General features: G+C 44.3%; 12 protein-coding genes and 2 pseudogenes. 5 read left to right on the top strand and 9 right to left on the bottom strand.

The genetic code is table 11. The features are described 5' to 3' along the window. The first annotated feature begins 50 nt into the window (after positions 1-50). A complete protein-coding gene (locus AB9N12_RS15400; protein WP_369893274.1) occupies positions 51-1,514 on the top strand; it encodes a TolC family protein in 1,464 nt (487 codons plus the stop codon). After that, a complete protein-coding gene (locus AB9N12_RS15395) occupies positions 1,514-4,744 on the top strand; it encodes an efflux RND transporter permease subunit (protein ID WP_369892984.1) in 3,231 nt (1,076 codons plus the stop codon). Before AB9N12_RS15400 ends, AB9N12_RS15395 begins: the two co-directional genes overlap by 1 nt. On the opposite strand, the gene AB9N12_RS15390 is transcribed toward AB9N12_RS15395, so the two are convergent. From AB9N12_RS15390 to AB9N12_RS15370, 5 genes and pseudogenes are all read right to left on the bottom strand, one after another. Beyond that, positions 4,741-5,889, bottom strand: coding sequence for a hypothetical protein (locus tag AB9N12_RS15390; protein WP_369892983.1), 1,149 nt, complete (start codon positions 5,887-5,889; stop codon positions 4,741-4,743). The genes AB9N12_RS15395 and AB9N12_RS15390 overlap by 4 nt on opposite strands. Before the next feature lie 43 nt (positions 5,890-5,932). Next, entirely contained in the window at positions 5,933-7,591 is a 1,659-nt protein-coding gene (locus tag AB9N12_RS15385; RefSeq protein ID WP_369892982.1) for an AMP-binding protein, read from the bottom strand. A 170-nt stretch (positions 7,592-7,761) separates the two neighbouring features. Then, a complete protein-coding gene (locus AB9N12_RS15380) occupies positions 7,762-8,832 on the bottom strand; it encodes a GDP-L-fucose synthase family protein (protein WP_369892981.1) in 1,071 nt (356 codons plus the stop codon). Between the two features lie 97 nt (positions 8,833-8,929). Continuing rightward, complete coding sequence (gmd, locus tag AB9N12_RS15375) at positions 8,930-10,000, bottom strand: GDP-mannose 4,6-dehydratase (RefSeq protein WP_369892980.1); 1,071 nt, start codon at positions 9,998-10,000, stop codon at positions 8,930-8,932. A 77-nt stretch (positions 10,001-10,077) separates the two neighbouring features. Then, positions 10,078-11,264: pseudogene (locus AB9N12_RS15370) on the bottom strand (dicarboxylate/amino acid:cation symporter). A gap of 109 nt (positions 11,265-11,373) precedes the next feature. Here AB9N12_RS15370 and gnd point away from each other — a divergent pair. From gnd to pgl, 3 genes and pseudogenes are all read left to right on the top strand, one after another. After that, complete coding sequence (gnd, locus tag AB9N12_RS15365; protein ID WP_369892979.1) at positions 11,374-12,849, top strand: decarboxylating NADP(+)-dependent phosphogluconate dehydrogenase; 1,476 nt, start codon at positions 11,374-11,376, stop codon at positions 12,847-12,849. 74 nt (positions 12,850-12,923) lie between these two features. Further along, positions 12,924-14,420, top strand: coding sequence for a glucose-6-phosphate dehydrogenase (zwf, locus tag AB9N12_RS15360; protein ID WP_369892978.1), 1,497 nt, complete (start codon positions 12,924-12,926; stop codon positions 14,418-14,420). After that, a pseudogene (gene pgl, locus AB9N12_RS15355) lies at positions 14,417-15,139 on the top strand (6-phosphogluconolactonase); the annotation flags it as partial. The gene zwf and the pseudogene pgl, both read left to right, overlap by 4 nt. A 77-nt stretch (positions 15,140-15,216) precedes the next feature. Here pgl and AB9N12_RS15350 read toward each other — a convergent pair. From AB9N12_RS15350 to trpC, 4 genes are all read right to left on the bottom strand, one after another. Beyond that, complete coding sequence (locus AB9N12_RS15350; RefSeq protein ID WP_369892977.1) at positions 15,217-16,257, bottom strand: asparaginase; 1,041 nt, start codon at positions 16,255-16,257, stop codon at positions 15,217-15,219. A gap of 145 nt (positions 16,258-16,402) precedes the next feature. Beyond that, a complete protein-coding gene (gene trpA / locus AB9N12_RS15345; RefSeq protein WP_369892976.1) occupies positions 16,403-17,173 on the bottom strand; it encodes a tryptophan synthase subunit alpha in 771 nt (256 codons plus the stop codon). Positions 17,174-17,185: 12 nt separating this feature from the next. Then, complete coding sequence (locus AB9N12_RS15340) at positions 17,186-17,815, bottom strand: phosphoribosylanthranilate isomerase (protein ID WP_369892975.1); 630 nt, start codon at positions 17,813-17,815, stop codon at positions 17,186-17,188. Positions 17,816-17,841: 26 nt separating this feature from the next. Further along, a complete protein-coding gene (gene trpC, locus AB9N12_RS15335) occupies positions 17,842-18,624 on the bottom strand; it encodes an indole-3-glycerol phosphate synthase TrpC (protein ID WP_369892974.1) in 783 nt (260 codons plus the stop codon). Positions 18,625-18,664: the final 40 nt, after the last annotated feature.

Below are 18,664 nucleotides of genomic sequence, written 5' to 3'. Positions count from 1 at the left end.
TATCAGTTATGAATTATCAGTTATCTGTTAGATATTGTTTCGTTCTGGCGATGACCTGCGGGATCTGTTTTTCCGCAAATGCCCAGAAGCGTTTGGTACTGGACTTGAATCGGACGATTGCTTTAGCTAATGACAGTTCGCTGGAGTCATTCCGTACGCAGAATATGTATCTGTCCGGTTACTGGGAATACCGGACGTACCGTGCCAACCGTTTGCCCAGTCTGACAGTGGATCTTACTCCGGCTCAATATAACCGGGATATTACGAAACGTTATGATTCGGGGGCCAATCTGGATGTATATCGTACGCAACAGTCTTATTATGCCTATGGCGGATTGAGCGTGAGACAGAATCTTGACCTGACCGGCGGTACGTTCTACTTGGAGTCGAGTCTTGCCTATATGCGTAACTTCGGGGATAACAGCGCGACACAATTCACCAGTGTTCCTGTGCGGATCGGATATTCGCAGAGCTTGGTAGGATACAATCCTTTTAGGTGGGAAAGGAAGATAGAACCATTGAAATACGAACGTGTGAAAAAGGAGTTCCTCTATAATGTGGAGAAAGTATCGGAAACGGCCACCAATTATTTCTTCTCTTTGGCTATGGCACAGGCGGAATATAAACTGGCAAAAGATAACCTGGCTTCCACGGACACGCTTTATCGCATCGGGCAGCAACGTCACCGGATAGCTGCCATTTCACAGGCTGACTTGCTGACATTGAGACTGGATCGTGTGAATGCGCAGAATACATTGCAGAATAAGGCGAGCGACCTGAAACGGGCGATGTTTTCTTTGGCATCTTTCCTTAATCTGGATAAGAATACGCAAATCGAGCTGGAACTTCCTTCCCGTCCGGACAGGATAGAGATTCCGGTGGATGAGGCTTTGAGTTGGGGAAGAAGCAACAATCCTCAACTGCTGGAGCTGAAGCAGAATGTATTGGAGGCGGAACGGAATGTGGACAGGACGAAGAAAGAGTCCCGTTTCAACGCCAGTGTGAATGCGAGCATCGGCTTTAATCAGGTGGCGGATAATTTCGGTGGTGTGTATCATAAACCGATGCAGCAGGACTTGGTGGCGGTTAGTGTCTCTATACCGATAGTGGACTGGGGGGTTCGTAAAGGCAAGTATAATATGGCACGGAATAATCTGAATGTGGTGAAGATTTCGGCACGTCAGAATGAGATAAGTATCGAAGAGGAGGTGATTATGACAGTGAGTGACTTCAATATCCAGCAGCAGCTGATCGTGAGTGCGGAGGAGGCACTGGACCTGGCCATACTTGCGTATAATGAGACAAAGCAGCGTTTTATTATCGGCAAGGCGGATATTAACAGCCTGACTCTTTCATTGAACAGGCAGCAGCAGGCGCAACGGAATTATATTTCCGCTCTGCAGAATTACTGGCTGAATTATTACAAGATACGAAGGCTCACCTTGTTTGATTTCGCTGCCAAACTTCCACTTTCGGACAGATTTGATTTCAATGGTGGAAAATTGGTGAAGTGATGGTACAAGGTATAGGTTCTGACATAAAAAAGTCTTCAAAGGCTTCCGCTTTTACGCTGATTGTGGCTTTTGTTTGTGTGGCGTTGGTCGGGCTGGCGCTGGTTCCGCTATTGCCTGTCAAACTGAACCCGTCACGGACGTTGCCCGGCTTCACGGTGCGTTTCAGCATGCCCGGCACCTCAGCGCGTGTGGTGGAGATGACGGCTACCAGCAAGTTGGAGGCGATGCTTGCCCGCGTGAAGGGGATTCGGGGAATTTCTTCTACGTCAGGGAATGGATGGGGAAGCGTCAGCGTGAAGCTGGATAAACATGTGGATGTGGCGGTCGCCCGTTTTGAGGCTTCTACCATTATCCGCCAAACGTGGCCGGAGCTGCCGGACGGGGTGAGCTATCCGTATATTCAGATGCAGAGTCCCGGACAGAGTAGCCAGTCTCCTTTCATGACGTTTACGATTAATGCACCCGCTACGCCTGTGTTGATTCAGCAATATGTCGAGGAACATATAAAGACGCGTCTGGCGCAACTTCCGGGAATTTATAAGATTAACCTTAGCGGAGCTACTCCGATGGAGTGGCGGTTGGAGTATGACTCGGAACAGTTGCGTACGCTTGGGATAAGTACGGATGATATCCGTGAGGCGGTCCGGTTGCACTATCAGAAAGAATTCATGGGTACATACGATGTGGAGCAGGGGACTTCGGGCAGGCAGTGGATACGCTTGGCACTGGTTCCTGAATCTGAAAGCCGGGATTTTGATGCGGGGCGGATACAGGTAAAGATGAAGGATGGGAGAATAATCGGTTTGGATGAACTGGTGAAGGTCGCCCGTGTGGAAGAGCAGCCGCAGAGTTATTACCGGATTAACGGACTGAACTCGATTTACTTGTCTGTCGTGGCGGAAGAAACGGCTAACCAGTTGGCATTGAGTAAGAAGGTGAAAGAGTATATAGACGGTATACGGTCGTTTCTTCCGGTGGGGTATGAAATTCATACCAGTTATGATGCGACGGAGTTTATCCGGGAAGAGTTAAGCAAGATTTATCTGCGTACGGGAGTGACGGTAGCCATTCTGCTTCTGTTTGTATTGCTGATTACTTTCAGTCCCAAATACCTGTTTCTGATTGTAGTCAGCCTGTCTGTCAATATGGCGATAGCCGTTATTTTCTATTATGCGTTCGGATTGGAGATGCAGTTGTACTCTTTGGCGGGTATCACTGTCTCACTGAATCTTGTGATTGACAATACCATTGTGATGAGCGACCATTATCTGCGGCGCGGAAACCGGAAGGCGTTCATGTCTGTGTTGGCAGCTACATTGACGACGATAGGTGCATTGGTCATTATCTTCTTCCTGGATGAGAAGATACGACTCAATTTGCAGGACTTTGCTGCTGTGGTAATTATTAATCTGGGAGTTTCATTGCTGGTTGCTCTGTTTTTTGTCCCTTCCCTGATTGACAAAATCGGACTGGAACGGCGGAAGAAAACATCTTTCTTAAAGCCGGGAAGGCGGATGGAGAGCGTGCGTTCCTTTATGCGGATACGTTCGAAAGTGCGGCGTGTTCCGGTTTATTTCAGCCGTTTCTACGGGTGGCTGATACGGATTCTCTGTCGTTGGCGGGTGGCTGTCTGCATTCTGTTATTATTGGCTTTCGGATTGCCGGTATTCCTGTTGCCGGAAAAGATGAAAGGGGATGGCAGGTGGGCGGAAGCATATAATAAGACGTTGGGGACTTCTACTTATAAGGAAAAGGTAAAACCGTTGGTGGACAAGGTGTTAGGTGGAACGTTAAGGCTGTTTGTACAAAAAGTATATGAGGGGAGTTACTTTACCCACAATGAAGAGGTGGTGCTCCATGCCAATGCCAATCTGCCGAATGGTAGCACACTGGAACAGATGAACACACTCATCAAGAAGATGGAGACCTATTTGAGCGGGTTTAAGGAAATCAGGCAGTTCCAGACGTCTGTGGAAAGTGCCCGTAGGGCATCCATTCATATTTATTTCACGAAGGAACATCAGAAAAGCGGATTCCCTTATACATTGAAAGCCAGTATGATCGGTAAGGCGCTTCAACTGGGCGGTGGTGACTGGAGTATATACGGATTGCAGGATCAGGGATTCAGTAATAATGTACGTGAGAATGCGGGCTCTTTCCGGGTGAAGATGTATGGGTACAATTATGATGAATTATATGCACAGGCAGAAAAGTTGAAAGAAAAGCTGTTGTCCCACCGCCGTATCCGGGAAGTGACCATCGGTTCCGATTTCTCCTGGTGGAAGGATGATTATATGGAATTCTATTTCAATCTGGATAAACAACGGATGGCAGAGGAAGGGATTGGAGCCGGGAGGTTGTTTTCTGCTATTCGTCCGGTATACGGGCGGAATATGGAAATCGGTTCGGTGGTTACGGAAGAGGGCACGGAAAAGATAAAACTTTCTTCGCGGCAGTCGGAAGAGAGGGATGTGTGGGCGATGCAGTATTATCCTTTTGAGGCGGGTGGTAAGGAATATAAGCTTTCGGAACTGGCAACGGTGGAAAAAGGACAGATGCCGCAGGAAGTGGCGAAGGAGAACCAGCAGTACCGGCTATGCCTGCAATATGAGTATATCGGCTCTTCGGAGCAGGGAAGTAAAGTGTTGGAAAAGGATTTAGAAGAGTTTAACGAGATTCTGCCGATGGGATATACAGCCCAATCGGAGGATAATAACTGGTCGTGGGGAGGAAAGGACAACAAGCAGTATCGCCTGCTCCTGATAGTAATTGCTATCATTTTCTTTATCACAAGTATCCTGTTTAATTCTCTGAAACAGCCGTTGGCAATAATCTTTGTGATTCCGGTATCCTATATCGGTGTGTTCCTTACATTCTACTGGTTCAAACTGAACTTCGACCAAGGCGGTTTTGCTTCTTTTGTCCTGCTCTGCGGTATTACTGTGAATGCAAGTATTTATATCCTGAATGAATATAATTCTATCCGCAAGCGTTTCCCGCGTCTTTCACCGCTCCGGGCTTACGTGAAAGCCTGGAACACGAAAGTGATTCCTATTTTTCTGACGGTGGCTTCCACTATCCTGGGTTTTATCCCTTTCATGGTGGGCGCAGAGAAAGAAGGTTTCTGGTTTCCATTGGCGGCAGGTACTATCGGGGGATTGATAATGTCTGTAATCGGGGTGTTTGTTTTCCTGCCGGTGCTGACGTTGAAGAAGAAGAAAGGGAATTAGAAAAGAACAATGCCTGCTTCTATAATCGCTCCTTTATCGTAATTGATTGATTGATGATAGAATCGGGTTAATCCATAACCACCTGTTGCAAAGATACCGAACTTCCCGGTAATTTGATATTCCAGATTGACACGTGCCTGCAATGCATATAAACGTTTGGGAATTACTTCATCTTTGTTATCGAAAGTCTCGATATGCTGGTAACCGACATCTCCACTGACGGACAGCCCTTTGTAAAGAGGAACGGACAGACCGGCACGATAGGATGCACTTGCCGAAAACTTATCATTCAATCCCTGATACATGGAACCGACTCCCAAAATGGTATAAAACAATCGGTTCTTGAAGCGGACTCCGATATTGGCAGGCGTTGCATTTCCACCATACAGCATCATTTGTACTCTTGTTTCAGGGTTAGCATTTACCAGTCCTAGTTGGAATCCCTTCATATCTTCTTTGTAATAATTGACAAGGCCAATTTGAAGTCCGCGGGCTTGCGTTGCATAATTACATAATGCTACTTGCACTCCATTCAGTTTCGATGCGGTTATGTTGGCAATTCCTGCTATTTGCAAGCCGTTCATGTGTTCACCTACTACATTTAAAAGTCCGGAAACCATCACCCCTCCAAAGTTCTGTCCGGTGATATTTGCCACTCCAGAACAGTGTAGTCCCGAAGCCATGTTGCCCGTTACATTCATGAGACCACTAATCATTAATCCGGAAGTATCATCCCCTCCGATATTGGTTAGTCCGGATATGATTACTCCCTGTGTTTTATCGCCGGTGATATTTACCAATCCGGCAGCGGAGAGTCCTACGGTATTGTTGCCGCTGATATTACTGATACCGGCTAGCTGGACACCCCGCATTGTACCACCTGCCAAATTGGCTAATCCGGTGATCTGTACTCCGTTCATGTCACCATGTACTACACTTCCCAAAGCATTGATCCCCAAACCGTTCAGACGATTCATTGTAGACAGGAGACCGATATTGACATAAGTCGTCTGTGTACTGTCATGCGGTTGCGTACAAATGTCTTTCCAGATAGATATATTAATACCCGCACTCTTGTTCTGTGCCGGTAAACAAACGGCAGCCATTAGTATAGCTGCCGTGAATATTGTTTTTTTTATCTTCATTCTTTTCTCTTAGAGTTACATATTTTTACGGCTAACTTTATATTTAGCCTTTTGCTTCCTGATATAAGTAACGCTTGATGCTCTTCTTCGGTGTCTTTTCGAATTCTTCCGGATAGATTTTCATCTTGGATATTTGGCTATATGCCGGTAGCATAGCATTCAATGCCACCCGGTTTTCTTCCATAACTTGCTCAATGTCTTCATTCTTTAGACCGTGAGCGAAAGCATCGTCAAAATCGGGATAAACAAGTCCGACAAGTTTATTATTCTGCTGAACGATAATGCTTTCAGCCACATATGGCAAGTTGTTCAATTTATCTTCAATTTCTTCCGGATAGATATTCTGTCCGCTGGCACTCAATAATAGGTTCTTGCTGCGTCCTTTGATCGTAATATTTCCTTCGGCATCCATCAAAGCTAAATCACCTGTATGTAGCCATCCGTCTTTGTCGATGACTTCTCGGGTGGCTTCTTCATTTTTATAATATCCCACCATTACATTTGGACCTTTACATACGATTTCACCAACGATGTTCTCGGGATCGGATGACAATACTTTCACGTCCATGCGCGGTACGGCCTTTCCGCATGAACCCGGTTTGAATCTTTTCCAATCTTCGTAACAAATAATCGGACCACATTCCGTCATTCCATATCCTACCGTGTAGGGGAAATCAATCATTTTCAAGAACTGCTCTACTTCCTGATTGAAAGCAGCACCTCCTACAATAACAGCCTTGAAGTTTCCACCGAATGCCTTGATCATTTCTTCGCGCACTGTTGCTTTTATCTTGTCATTGATAATAGGTACTTTTAATAATATCTTCATTGCAGGAGTCTCTAGTTTTGGGAGTACGCTCTTCTTGATGATTTTTTCGATGATGAGCGGCACAGCAACAATCAAATTTGGTTTCACTTCCTCGAAAGCCTGGAAAATGATCTTTGGACTCGGCATACGGGTGAGGAAGTAGATGTGACAACCCACGGAAAATTCATAGAGGAATTCGAAAGCCAGTCCGTACATGTGTGCCATAGGGAGCATGGATACAATCTTATCTCCCGCTTGCAGGTCTAATACTTCAAATGCAAATTTTGTATTCGACCACAGACTGCGGTAGGGGAGCATCACTCCTTTCGAATAACTTGTTGTTCCTGAAGTATAATTGATAACTGCCAATTCTTCCGGTTCGTCTTTATGATAAGTGACATGTTCTTTGCGGAAGTTCTTCGGGTACTTTTTGCCGAACATTTCGTTCAGATGTTCGCGTGCATGCGTAAGTCGTTCGCTGCGTGACACCAGCAGGCTGAAGTCGTTCATCATCAGGATACCTTCCAATAGCGGCATCGCCGACTCATTCAGGTTTTCCCACACCATATCTCCCACAAACAGTAATTTGGCTTCGGAATGATTGACGATGTTATGCACATTGTCCGCTTTAAATTCATGGAGGATAGGTACGATAACTGCTCCATATGTCAGTGTGGCGAGGAAAGTTACTCCCCAATGAGAGCTGTTTCTTCCGCAAACGGCAATCTTATCTCCTTTGCGGATGCCGCTTTCTTCAAAAATGATATGGAGTTTTTCGATTTTGCGAGCTACGTCTTTATACTGTAAAGTTGCACCTTTATAATCAGTCAGGGCATCCAAATCCCAATTATTTTTGATACTATTCTCAATATAGGCTATAAAACTTTGTTCCATTGTTTTGCACATTTGGTATTAAATTGTGCAAATATAGCAATTATATTAAGAATGAAGAATTAAGAGTGAAGAATTTTTGGAAATCACCCTCGCTACGGATAATTGTAACAGGGGTAATTTCGATAAAAGAGGAGTTTTGACACCCTTATATTGACAGATTCCTTAAATTATTATTTCAAGTACCATTCGTACATTCTTTGTACGCCTTCCTCGATTTCAATTCTATGGTGCCAGCCTAGAGCATGCAGTTTTGAAGGATCGGTCAGTTTGCGCATTGTACCGTCCGGTTTGCTACTGTCGAAGGTCAGTTTTCCTCGATAACCAACAGTTGCTACGATAAGCTCGGCCAGTTGGCGGATTGTAATTTCCTTGCCGGTTCCGATGTTGATATGGCAGTTGCGGATGTCTTTGCTATCTTCGTTATAAGTATCTTTGAAGTTTACATGTTCCATTACGAAGACACTGGCATCTGCCATTTCTTCGCTCCAAAGGAATTCGCGGAGTGGAGTGCCTGTGCCCCAAAGAGTAACTTCTGTTTCACTAATTCCATATTTTTGCAGAATGGCCAGTATTTTTTCTTTCGGACTGTCGCCGTTGATGCCTTCCACCGGACGTAGGTTTAGATCCTTGCGTACAGCTATCCAATTTCCCTCTTTCAGGCAATGTGCTAGATGAATCTTACGAATCATGGCAGGCAATACATGACTGCGTTCCAGGTCGAAATTATCATTCGGTCCATAAAGGTTTGTCGGCATCACAGCGATATAGTTCGTTCCATATTGCAAGTTGAAGCTTTCGCACATTTTCAGTCCGGCAATTTTAGCGATTGCATACGGTTCGTTGGTATATTCCAACGGTGAAGTAAGCAATACATCTTCCTTCATCGGCTGTTCGGCATCACGTGGATAAATACACGTGCTACCTAGAAAGAGCAACTTTTTCACCTGGTGACGGAAACTCTCTCCGATGACATTCTGTTGAATTTGTAGATTCTTATATATAAAGTCGGCACGGTAGATGCTGTTTGCCATGATTCCACCCACAAAGGCAGCAGCAAGGAATACATATTCCGGCTGTTCTTCATCGAAGAATTTACGGACAGCCATACCATCCAGCAGATCAAGCTCTTTGTGTGTACGGCCTATCAGATTGGTGTATTCTTTATCCAGCAAATTCTTCCAGATAGCAGATCCCACAAGTCCGCGGTGTCCTGCCACATATATCTTTGCATTCTTTTCCATTTTATCTTTTTATTATTTTCACCACAGATTTCCACAGAATGGCTCTAAAACAAAAAAACTCTGTGGAGATCTGTGTTAATCTGTGAGGAAACGAGTTTTAGTGTTTGGTAGCAATCATTCGTTTCACTTTTGCCATATCGTGGTGCACCATGATACTTACTAGTTTTTCGAATGACGTTTTGCGTGGATCCCATCCCAACAGTGTTTTAGCCTTTGTCGGGTCACCTAGCAGTTGTTCTACTTCCGATGGACGAAAATATTTAGGATCAACTTCTACCAGAATCTTTCCGGTGGCTACATCGATGCCTTTTTCATTGATGTCTTTACCTTCCCAACGGAGTTCAATGCCTGCTTCTTTGAATGCTAACGTAGCGAATTCGCGTACTGTGTGCATTTCTCCTGTAGCAATTACGAAATCTTCGGGAACATCATGTTGCAGGATCAGCCACATACATTCGACGTAATCTTTGGCATATCCCCAGTCACGGCGTGCATCCAGATTACCCAAATACAGTTTGTCCTGTTCCCCCTGTGCGATACGTGCGGCAGCAAGCGAGATTTTACGGGTAACGAACGTCTCACCACGGCGTTCGCTCTCGTGATTGAACAGAATTCCATTTACTGCAAACATACCATAGCTTTCGCGATAGTTTTTAGTAATCCAAAAACCATATTGTTTGGCTACCCCATACGGAGAACGGGGATAGAATGGAGTTGTCTCTTTTTGTGGAACTTCCTGCACCTTACCAAACAATTCGGAAGTAGAAGCCTGGTAGATGCGGGTTTTCTTTTCCAGTCCCAGAATGCGTACAGCCTCGAGCATACGCAACGTACCGATAGCATCTGCTTCGGCAGTGTATTCCGGAACATCGAATGAAACCTTCACATGGCTTTGAGCTGCGAGATTGTAGATTTCATCCGGTCGTACCTGTTGAATAATACGAATTAACGAACTAGAATCTGTCATATCCCCATAATGCAGATTAATCGTACGTTTCTGTTTCATGTCGCGCACCCACTCGTCGAAATACAAATGTTCAATACGTCCTGTATTGAATGAGGAAGAACGACGGAGTATACCGTGTACTTCGTAACCTTTTTGTAATAGAAATTCGGCAAGGTAAGAACCATCTTGCCCGGTGATGCCTGAAATTAGGGCTTTTTTCATACGCTAATTATTTATAGATTTGAAAATGTAGGTGCAAATGTCGGTATTTTTTGTGACCCGACCAAGTGACTCTCCAATTATTTTTCAGCACAGTTAATCAGCACGGTTTTCCCCATTATTTTGTCGATAATCAAAGCGATAGCTCCATCTCCCGTCACATTGCAAGCGGTACCGAAACTGTCCATGGCTATGTAAAGCGCAATCATCAAAGCCTGAGCCGATTCGTCGAAGCCGAGTATGGATTGCAAAATTCCCAGAGAGGCCATGATTGCTCCGCCTGGGACTCCTGGAGCGGCTACCATTGTGATGCCCAACATAAAGATAAATCCGGCAAATAATGGGAAGTCGAATGGTATTCCCTGCATCATCATCAATGACAGTGCACAGGCTACGATTTTTAGTGTACTGCCCGATAGGTGGATGGTGGCGCATAGAGGAATCACAAAACCTGCTATTTCGGCAGACACTCCGTTCTTCTTAGCCTGTTCGAGTGTCACGGGAATAGTGGCTGCCGATGACTGTGTACCCAATGCCGTGAAGTAAGCCGGCAGCATTCTACTAAGCAATTTAAATGGGTTCCGATGTACAAACAAGGCTGCAATGGAATATTGAAATACCAACAGGAAAATATGAAGAACGAATATGACTCCGATAATTTTAATAAACACCATCAGAATGGAATATACTTGTCCCGAATGTGTCATGTTGAGGAATATGCCGAAGATATAAAGCGGCAGCAAGGGCAGAATAACAGCGCTTATCATTTGTACGATAATTTTCTGAAAATCACGTGCTACGTTTTTCAATGCGTCACTGTTCAAAGACGCCAGTCCTAATCCCAGTGTGAAAGCTAAAACTAGGGCTGTCATCACGTTCATCAGTGGCGGGATGGAAACGGAGAAATAAGGGAGAATTCCCTGTACTTCGCTCACTTCTTCAAGTGGTACACCTGGTTCGATGAGTGAAGGGAATACCGTGATTCCTGTAAAGTAGGAGAGGAATCCTGAAAAAAGAGTGGCGAAATAGGCGATCAAAGCCGTCAGGAACAACATTTTTCCTGCACCCTTCCCAATGTCGGAAATAGCTACAGTGACCAGTCCGATGATAATCAATGGAATAGAGAAATTGAGAAACTCACTGAAGATACCATTGAATGTAACAAATATTCGCACTAGCGGAGCCGGGAAAACAGTGCCGATGGCAATACCCAAAATGATGGCAATGTGACAATGCGTGCCAGCAAACTGATTTTAATCTTCTTCATTCTTGATCTTATTTGTAGGCTACAAAAATAATGTTTTAATCTAAAACCTTGCGAACAAATGTGTATTTTAAATGTTACTAGGATAAAGAATATTCAAAACATACAAGTTATGGCGAATCAGAATAAAACAGATATAGGACTTATCGGCTTGGCTGTGATGGGTGAGAATCTTGCTTTAAATATGGAGAGTAAGGGATGGCATGTATCGGTTTATAACCGTACTGTTCCCGGAATAGAAGAGGGTGTGGTGGAGCACTTTCTGAAGGGGCGTGCGAAAGGTAAAAACATCGAAGGATACACAGATATAAAAGTATTTGTAGATTCGATAGCTATTCCTCGTAAGATCATGATGATGGTTCGCGCCGGAAGTCCGGTTGATGAACTGATGGATCAGCTTTTCCCATTGCTTTCACCAGGAGACATTCTTATTGATGGTGGTAATTCTAATTACGAAGATACGAACCGCCGTGTCCGACTGGCAGAATCGAAGGGAGTTCTTTTCATCGGTAGCGGTGTGTCTGGTGGTGAAGAAGGAGCTTTGAATGGAGCTTCTATTATGCCCGGCGGTTCGGAAAAAGCATGGTCGGAAGTGAAACCGATTCTTCAAAGTATTGCGGCAAAAGTACCGGATGGTACTCCCTGTTGCCAATGGGTGGGGCCTGCCGGATCAGGTCATTTTGTGAAGATGATTCATAACGGTATTGAATATGGCGATATGCAACTGATTGCCGAGGCCTACTGGGTGATGAAAAAGTTACTAGATCTGACCAATGAGGAGATATCTGATGTTTTTGCCCGTTGGAATGAAGGCAAACTTAGCAGTTATCTGATCGAAATCACCGCCAACATTTTGCGGCATAAAGACAAATCCGGAGGTTATCTAGTTGATAAAATCTTGGATGCAGCCGGACAGAAAGGAACCGGTAAATGGTCGGTTATCAATGCGATGGAACTCGGTATGCCGTTAGGACTCATTGCTACAGCGGTATTCGAACGAAGCCTGTCTTCACAGAAAAACTTGCGTCATTTGGCTTCCAAACAATTCCAATGTCAACATACACAACCTGTATATAACAAGGTGGAACTCGTAAAGAATATCTTTTCTGCCCTTTATGCTTCCAAATTAGTCTCTTATGCTCAGGGGTTCGCCGTGTTGCAACGGGCGTCCGATGCTTTCGACTGGCAGCTCGACTTGGCTTCCATTGCTCGTATGTGGCGTGGGGGATGCATCATTCGCAGTATATTCCTGAACGACATTGCAGCTGCCTTCGAAGCCACCGACAAGCCTGAGCACTTATTGTTGGCTCCTTATTTTAAAGAAGAAATGAAGACGCTGCTTCCGAGATGGAAGAGCTTGGTGGTGGAAGCCATGAAAGAAGGACTTCCTGTTCCTGCTTTCTCTTCTGCCCTGAACTATTTCTATTCGCTCACTTCTGCTGATCTGCCCACCAATCTTGTACAGGCACAACGCGATTATTTCGGTGCACATACTTTTGAGCGTAAGGATGAGTTGCGCGGACAGTTTTTCCACGAGAACTGGACAGGTCACGGAGGGGATACGAAATCGGGTACATATAATGTTTAAATAGAAAAATAGTTCTGAAAAGATAAATAATTAATAGCCCATTTCAAAACATAAATCAAACCAGCTCTCGAACGATGGATAAATTTGCAATGATAATTTTCGGTGCATCGGGTGACTTAACCAAGCGTAAGCTGATGCCTGCCCTTTGCTCCCTTTACCGTGAAAACCGGTTGACCGGAGAGTTTTCTATATTGGGCATCGGGCGTACGGTCTATTCTGACGATAACTACCGTTCTTATATATTGGAAGAACTGCAACGGTTTGTAAAGTCTGAAGAACAGGACACAGCTTTTATGGCTTCATTCGTCTCCCATCTCTACTATTTACCGATGGATCCGGCAAAAGAAGACGGTTATCCGCAACTTCGCCAACGTCTGGTCGACTTGACCGGTGAGGCAGATCCGGATGATCTACTGTTTTACCTTGCCACTCCGCCATCACTTTACGGAGTAGTGCCTTTGTTTCTGAAAGCTGTCGGACTCAACACTTCCCATTCACGTATCATTGTAGAGAAACCTTTCGGCTATGATCTCGAATCGGCGCGTGAACTGAATAAAACGTACGCCTCTGTATTCAATGAGCATCAGATTTACCGTATCGACCATTTTCTCGGTAAGGAAACGGCCCAGAATGTGTTGGCTTTCCGTTTTGCCAACGGTATCTTCGAACCTCTTTGGAACCGTAACTATATCGACTACGTAGAGATTACAGCCGTAGAAAATCTGGGTATCGAGCAACGTGGCGGTTTTTATGAAACAGCTGGTGCACTGCGGGATATGGTACAGAATCATTTGATACAGCTCGTAGCTCTTACCGCTATGGAGCCTCCTGCTGTTTTCAATGCGGACAATTTCCGCAATGAAGTGGTGAAGATCTACGAATCTCTCACTCCGTTGAATGAAGTGGATTTGAACGAACATATTGTTCGTGGACAATATACGGCCTCCGGTAATAAAAAGGGATACCGTGAAGAAAAAGGAGTGGCTCCCGATTCTCGTACGGATACTTATATTGCCATGAAACTGGGCATTAGTAACTGGCGTTGGAGTGGTGTTCCGTTCTACATTCGTACAGGTAAACAAATGCCGACGAAAGTAACGGAAATCGTTGTTCATTTCCGTGAAACACCTCATCAGATGTTTCATTGTGCTGGTGGCAACTGTCCGCGGGCTAATAAATTGATTCTTCGTTTGCAACCGAATGAAGGAATTGTGCTCAAGATCGGAATGAAAGTTCCCGGTGCAGGCTTCGAAGTCCATCAGGTGACGATGGATTTCAGTTATGCACAGTTGGGCGGTGTGCCTAGTGGCGACGCTTATGCCCGTCTGATAGACGATTGTATCCAGGGTGATCCGACTTTATTTACTCGAAGTGATGCAGTAGAAGCCTCATGGAAATTTTTCGACCCGGTACTCCGCTATTGGAAAGATAACCCCGATGCGCCTCTTTATGGTTATCCCGCAGGTACGTGGGGACCCTTAGAAAGCGAAGCGATGATGCATGAACATGGAGCTGACTGGACGAATCCATGTAAGAATTTGACAAATACAGATCAATATTGTGAATTATGAAACTATCAGTTTTTCCCTCATCTATTGAAACTTCACGAGCATTGATACTCCGCTTGGTGGAAATCATGAATGAAGAACCGGATAGAGTGTTTAATATCGCGGTTAGCGGTGGCAATACCCCTGCTCTGATGTTCGATTTATGGGCGAATGAATATCTGGAAATCACCCCTTGGAACCGTATGCGGATTTATTGGGTGGATGAACGTTGTGTACCTTCCGATGATTCGGACAGTAATTACGGAATGATGCGCAACCTTCTTTTGGGCGTAACTCCTATTCTTTATGAGAATGTATTTCGCATTTATGGCGAGGCAAAGCCTGCGGAAGAGACGTTTCGTTATTCGGAGTTAGTCCGGCAGCAAGTGCCGTTTAAACGTGGTTGGCCTGAATTCGATATTATACTGTTGGGAGCTGGAGATGATGGACATACTTCTTCCATCTTTCCCGGGCAAGAAGATTTGCTGACTTCAAACGCTATTTATGCAGTCAGCGCCCATCCGCGTAACGGACAGAAGCGTATTGCAATGACGGGTTATCCCATTCTGAATGCCCGCCATGTCATTTTCCTGATTACCGGAAAAAACAAAGCTGATGTAGTGGAAGAAATCTGCCATTCGGGGGACACAGGTTCTGCAGCCTATGTGGCTCATCATGCACAGAATGTAGAATTGTTTATGGATAAAGGGGCTGCTAGATATATTGAAGATCCTCATAAAAAAGAGCTAGAACATAACTATTTTATTGACGAATCCCAACTCCACAAGCAAATCGAGGGGGATAAGTAGATGGGGTTAACTTAAGACTTGGTGATTTCTCCTATTAGGCAGGAGTTCATTTTATTTCGGATATCCTTGTTGGGTAATCCATGTCCTAATAAAAACATGAGTTTGGTTATGGCACATTCGGGAGTACTATCATACCCGCTGATCACACCTGCTTCCAGAAGATGCATTCCTGTTTCGTAACGTCCCATTTCTACCGCTCCGGAGGCACATTGTGTAATGTTGACAATGATAATTCCACGATTGGTAGCTTCCTTTAGTTGGCGGATGAACCATTCTTTTTGCGGAGCATTTCCTGAACCGAAGGTTTTCATGACAACAGCTTTCAATCCCGGGACATGAAGCAAAGAAGTCACGATGCTCTCTTGAATGCCTGGAAAAAGTGTCAGAATAACCACATTGGTGTCGAACAGATAATGTGGCTTTAGAGGTTTGGTCGGGTCTGGTTTTCGAATGAGATTAGGCTCATATTTTATGTGGATGCCCACTCGTGCCAATGGCGGATAATTGAAAGAGCGGAAAGCATTGAAATTCTCCGCATTGATTTTGGTGGTACGGTTGCCACGCATCAAATGGTTCTCAAAGAAAATGCAAACTTCAGGAACGATAGCAGTACCATCTGGATTTTTAGCTGCTGCGATTTCAATGGCTGTAATAAGGTTTTCTTTTCCATCTGTGCGCAAAGTCCCGATCGGGAGCTGGGAACCTGTCAGGATGACGGGTTTGCTTAGATTTTCGAGCATGAAACTTAATGCAGAAGCTGTGTAAGCCATTGTGTCTGTTCCATGAAGGATGACGAACCCATCGAAATAATCATAATTGTAATTGATGATTTTTACGAGTTTTGCCCAGTAAGCAGGTTCCATATCCGAAGAGTCGATGGGGGGATCGAATGGGTAGGAAGAGATGCGGTAATTGAATCTCTTCAGCTCGGGCACATGTTTAAGCAAATGATCGAAGTTGAAGTTTTCTAAGGCACCTGTTTCCGGATTTTCTATCATTCCGATAGTTCCACCTGTGTAAATTAACAAAACGGAAGGAGTTTCTGCTCTCATAATTATCAAATTACTGTTAAAACACTGACAAAGATACGGATTAATAACGAATTATGATCAGTAAATGATGAATTTATACGTAGTTTACTATAAAATGTTATAAATCTGAATAATTATGCGAAATCATCAAATGAATGATAAGTACTTACTTCAACTCTTCTTTTAATTTCAGAATGGCTTTTTCCGGGCCTTTTTCTTCTTCAAGCAGAGTAACGAATTTACTGCCGATGATAGCTCCGGAAGCATGTCCACAAGCAGCCTGAAAAGTAGCTTTATTGGAGATACCGAATCCTACCATCAGCGGATTGTTCAGATGCATATCTTCTATCTTTTTGAAGTAAGCCCGTTTTTGTTCATTGAAATTCTGTTGTGCTCCGGTGGTTGCCGCTGATGAAACCATGTAGATGAATCCGTCGGTATGTGTATCTATTTCGCGTACCCGTTCTTCGCTGGTTTCCGGTGTGATGAGCATAATCATTTTGATGCCATAACATTCGGCAATGATATGGTAATGTTCTTGATAATCGCGAAAAGGGAGATCGGGGATAATGACACCGTCAATACCACATTCCACACATCTGCGACAGAAGTTCTCAAATCCGAATTGCATGATTGGGTTTAGATATCCCATGAGTATAAGTGGGATTCTTACATTCTTGCGGATATCCCTCAATTGTTCAAAAAGAAGTTTTAAGGACATGCCGTTACGCAATGCTTGAGTGGCGGCATTTTGGATAACAATGCCATCTGCCATCGGATCACTGAAGGGAATACCGATTTCAATCATACTCACTCCATGTTTTTCGAGCGTGCGGATTACATCGGAGGTACCATCTAATGTAGGAGTACCGGCACAAAAATAAATAGAAAGTATGTCTTTCTTGTTGCTACTGAAAAGTTGATGAATTCTATTCATGGCGTTGAAATTTTAAAATGATAATTTTAATTCGTTTAAAAATGTCCGGATACGCTCCGGATCCTTTTTCCCCGGTTGGATTTCAAAACGGCTGTTGAGATCGTATCCGGCAAGTCGGGGATGCTTGAATTCTTTAAGGATATTGGCACTGTATGAGTTTATGCCTCCACTTAAAAGGAAGGGTACATGCCCATTGTATATATCCAGAATGCTCCAGTCGAATTGATTTCCAGAACCACCATATTGTTCGCATTTGGTATCGAATAAAAAAAGATCACATACTTTTTCGTATTCATATATCTTTTCCAAATCTTGGGAACGGTCTACTGAAAAGGCTTTGATGAGTTTCAATCCTGTGGAATGTAAAGACCGGCAGTATTCCGGTGATTCATTTCCGTGGAGCTGCACATAATTCAGTCCGAAACGATCAGCATACATGCTGATTATCTGCTTGTCTTCGTTGACGAAAATTCCGACACGCTGGGCATGAGTGGGCAAGTAATCCGGAAGTTCGTAGACATATCGGGGAGATTTAGGATAGAAGATAAACCCCAGCATATCTATACCTTCGATAGCCTCTACATCCTGTATGTTTTCAGCTTCACGCATACCGCATACTTTGATCATTTTTCCGTTAATCATAGAGCTGTCCGTTATGAATCATTAGTTTATTGGATTGCTTGCAGAAAATTCTGTAGAGTTTCTCCCGGTTGCTGTGTTTTCATAAATGTTTCACCGATTAGGAATCCTCGGAATCCGGCTGCCCGAAGTCGTTTTACTATTTCCGGATCGGAGATGCCGCTCTCGGATACCCATACTGCATCTTGAGGGAGCTGTCCGACCAAGCGGAAAGAGTTTTCTACATCAGTGAAGAAAGTACCCAGATTACGGTTGTTGATTCCCACCATATCTATTTTCTGGTTGATGTATATTAATTCCTCGGAGCTATGAATCTCCAGGAGAACCTCCAAACCTAATTCATGAGCTTTTTCTGCAAGTTCGTTACATTTTTCCGGTTCTAATGCCGCTGCGATAAGAAGTATAGCATCAGCACCGATGATCTTAGTCTGATAAAGCTGGTATTCGTCAATGATGAAGTCCTTCCTAAGAATGGGGATTTCTACCAAAGGGCGTGTAGTGCGGATATCTTTCAGGCTTCCTCCGAAAAACTTTTCATCGGTGAGGATGGAAAGAGCAGAGGCTCCTGCCGCTGCATAGGATGGAACAATTTCTTCCGGGCATGCTTTTTCCTTTATCCATCCTTTGGACGGAGACCGACGCTTGAATTCTGCGATAATTCCCGATGTAGAAGAGGCTAATGCCTGCTTCATAGAACGGGAGGCCGGAGCTTCGTTGGCACCTTCCTGTAGTTGCTCGATGGAGATAGTCTGCTTTTGCAGGTCAACTTCAAATCGTTTGTTGGCTATAATCTCTGATAATATATCTTTCATTTGATGTGGGATTATGAATTGTAAATGATGGATTTGCAGG

This window comes from Bacteroides sp. AN502(2024) (assembly GCF_041227145.1).
GTDB lineage: Bacteria > Bacteroidota > Bacteroidia > Bacteroidales > Bacteroidaceae > Bacteroides.
Note: the sequence above shows the minus strand (reverse complement) of the source record. Positions and strands in the feature narration are given on the sequence as shown.

Excerpts from the sequence above, each read along its gene's own strand:
- AB9N12_RS15350 (WP_369892977.1), bottom strand. The coding sequence starts at position 16,257 with ATGAGAGCAGAAACTCCTTCCGTTTTGTTAATTTACACAGGTGGAACT.
- AB9N12_RS15385 (WP_369892982.1), bottom strand. The coding sequence starts at position 7,591 with ATGGAACAAAGTTTTATAGCCTATATTGAGAATAGTATCAAAAATAAT.
- gnd (WP_369892979.1), top strand. The coding sequence starts at position 11,374 with ATGGCGAATCAGAATAAAACAGATATAGGACTTATCGGCTTGGCTGTG.
- AB9N12_RS15380 (WP_369892981.1), bottom strand. The coding sequence starts at position 8,832 with ATGGAAAAGAATGCAAAGATATATGTGGCAGGACACCGCGGACTTGTG.
- trpA (WP_369892976.1), bottom strand. The coding sequence starts at position 17,173 with ATGAATAGAATTCATCAACTTTTCAGTAGCAACAAGAAAGACATACTT.
- zwf (WP_369892978.1), top strand. The coding sequence starts at position 12,924 with ATGGATAAATTTGCAATGATAATTTTCGGTGCATCGGGTGACTTAACC.
- AB9N12_RS15340 (WP_369892975.1), bottom strand. The coding sequence starts at position 17,815 with ATGATTAACGGAAAAATGATCAAAGTATGCGGTATGCGTGAAGCTGAA.
- AB9N12_RS15390 (WP_369892983.1), bottom strand. The coding sequence starts at position 5,889 with ATGAAGATAAAAAAAACAATATTCACGGCAGCTATACTAATGGCTGCC.
- AB9N12_RS15395 (WP_369892984.1), top strand. The coding sequence starts at position 1,514 with ATGGTACAAGGTATAGGTTCTGACATAAAAAAGTCTTCAAAGGCTTCC.
- trpC (WP_369892974.1), bottom strand. The coding sequence starts at position 18,624 with ATGAAAGATATATTATCAGAGATTATAGCCAACAAACGATTTGAAGTT.
- gmd (WP_369892980.1), bottom strand. The coding sequence starts at position 10,000 with ATGAAAAAAGCCCTAATTTCAGGCATCACCGGGCAAGATGGTTCTTAC.
- AB9N12_RS15400 (WP_369893274.1), top strand. The coding sequence starts at position 51 with ATGACCTGCGGGATCTGTTTTTCCGCAAATGCCCAGAAGCGTTTGGTA.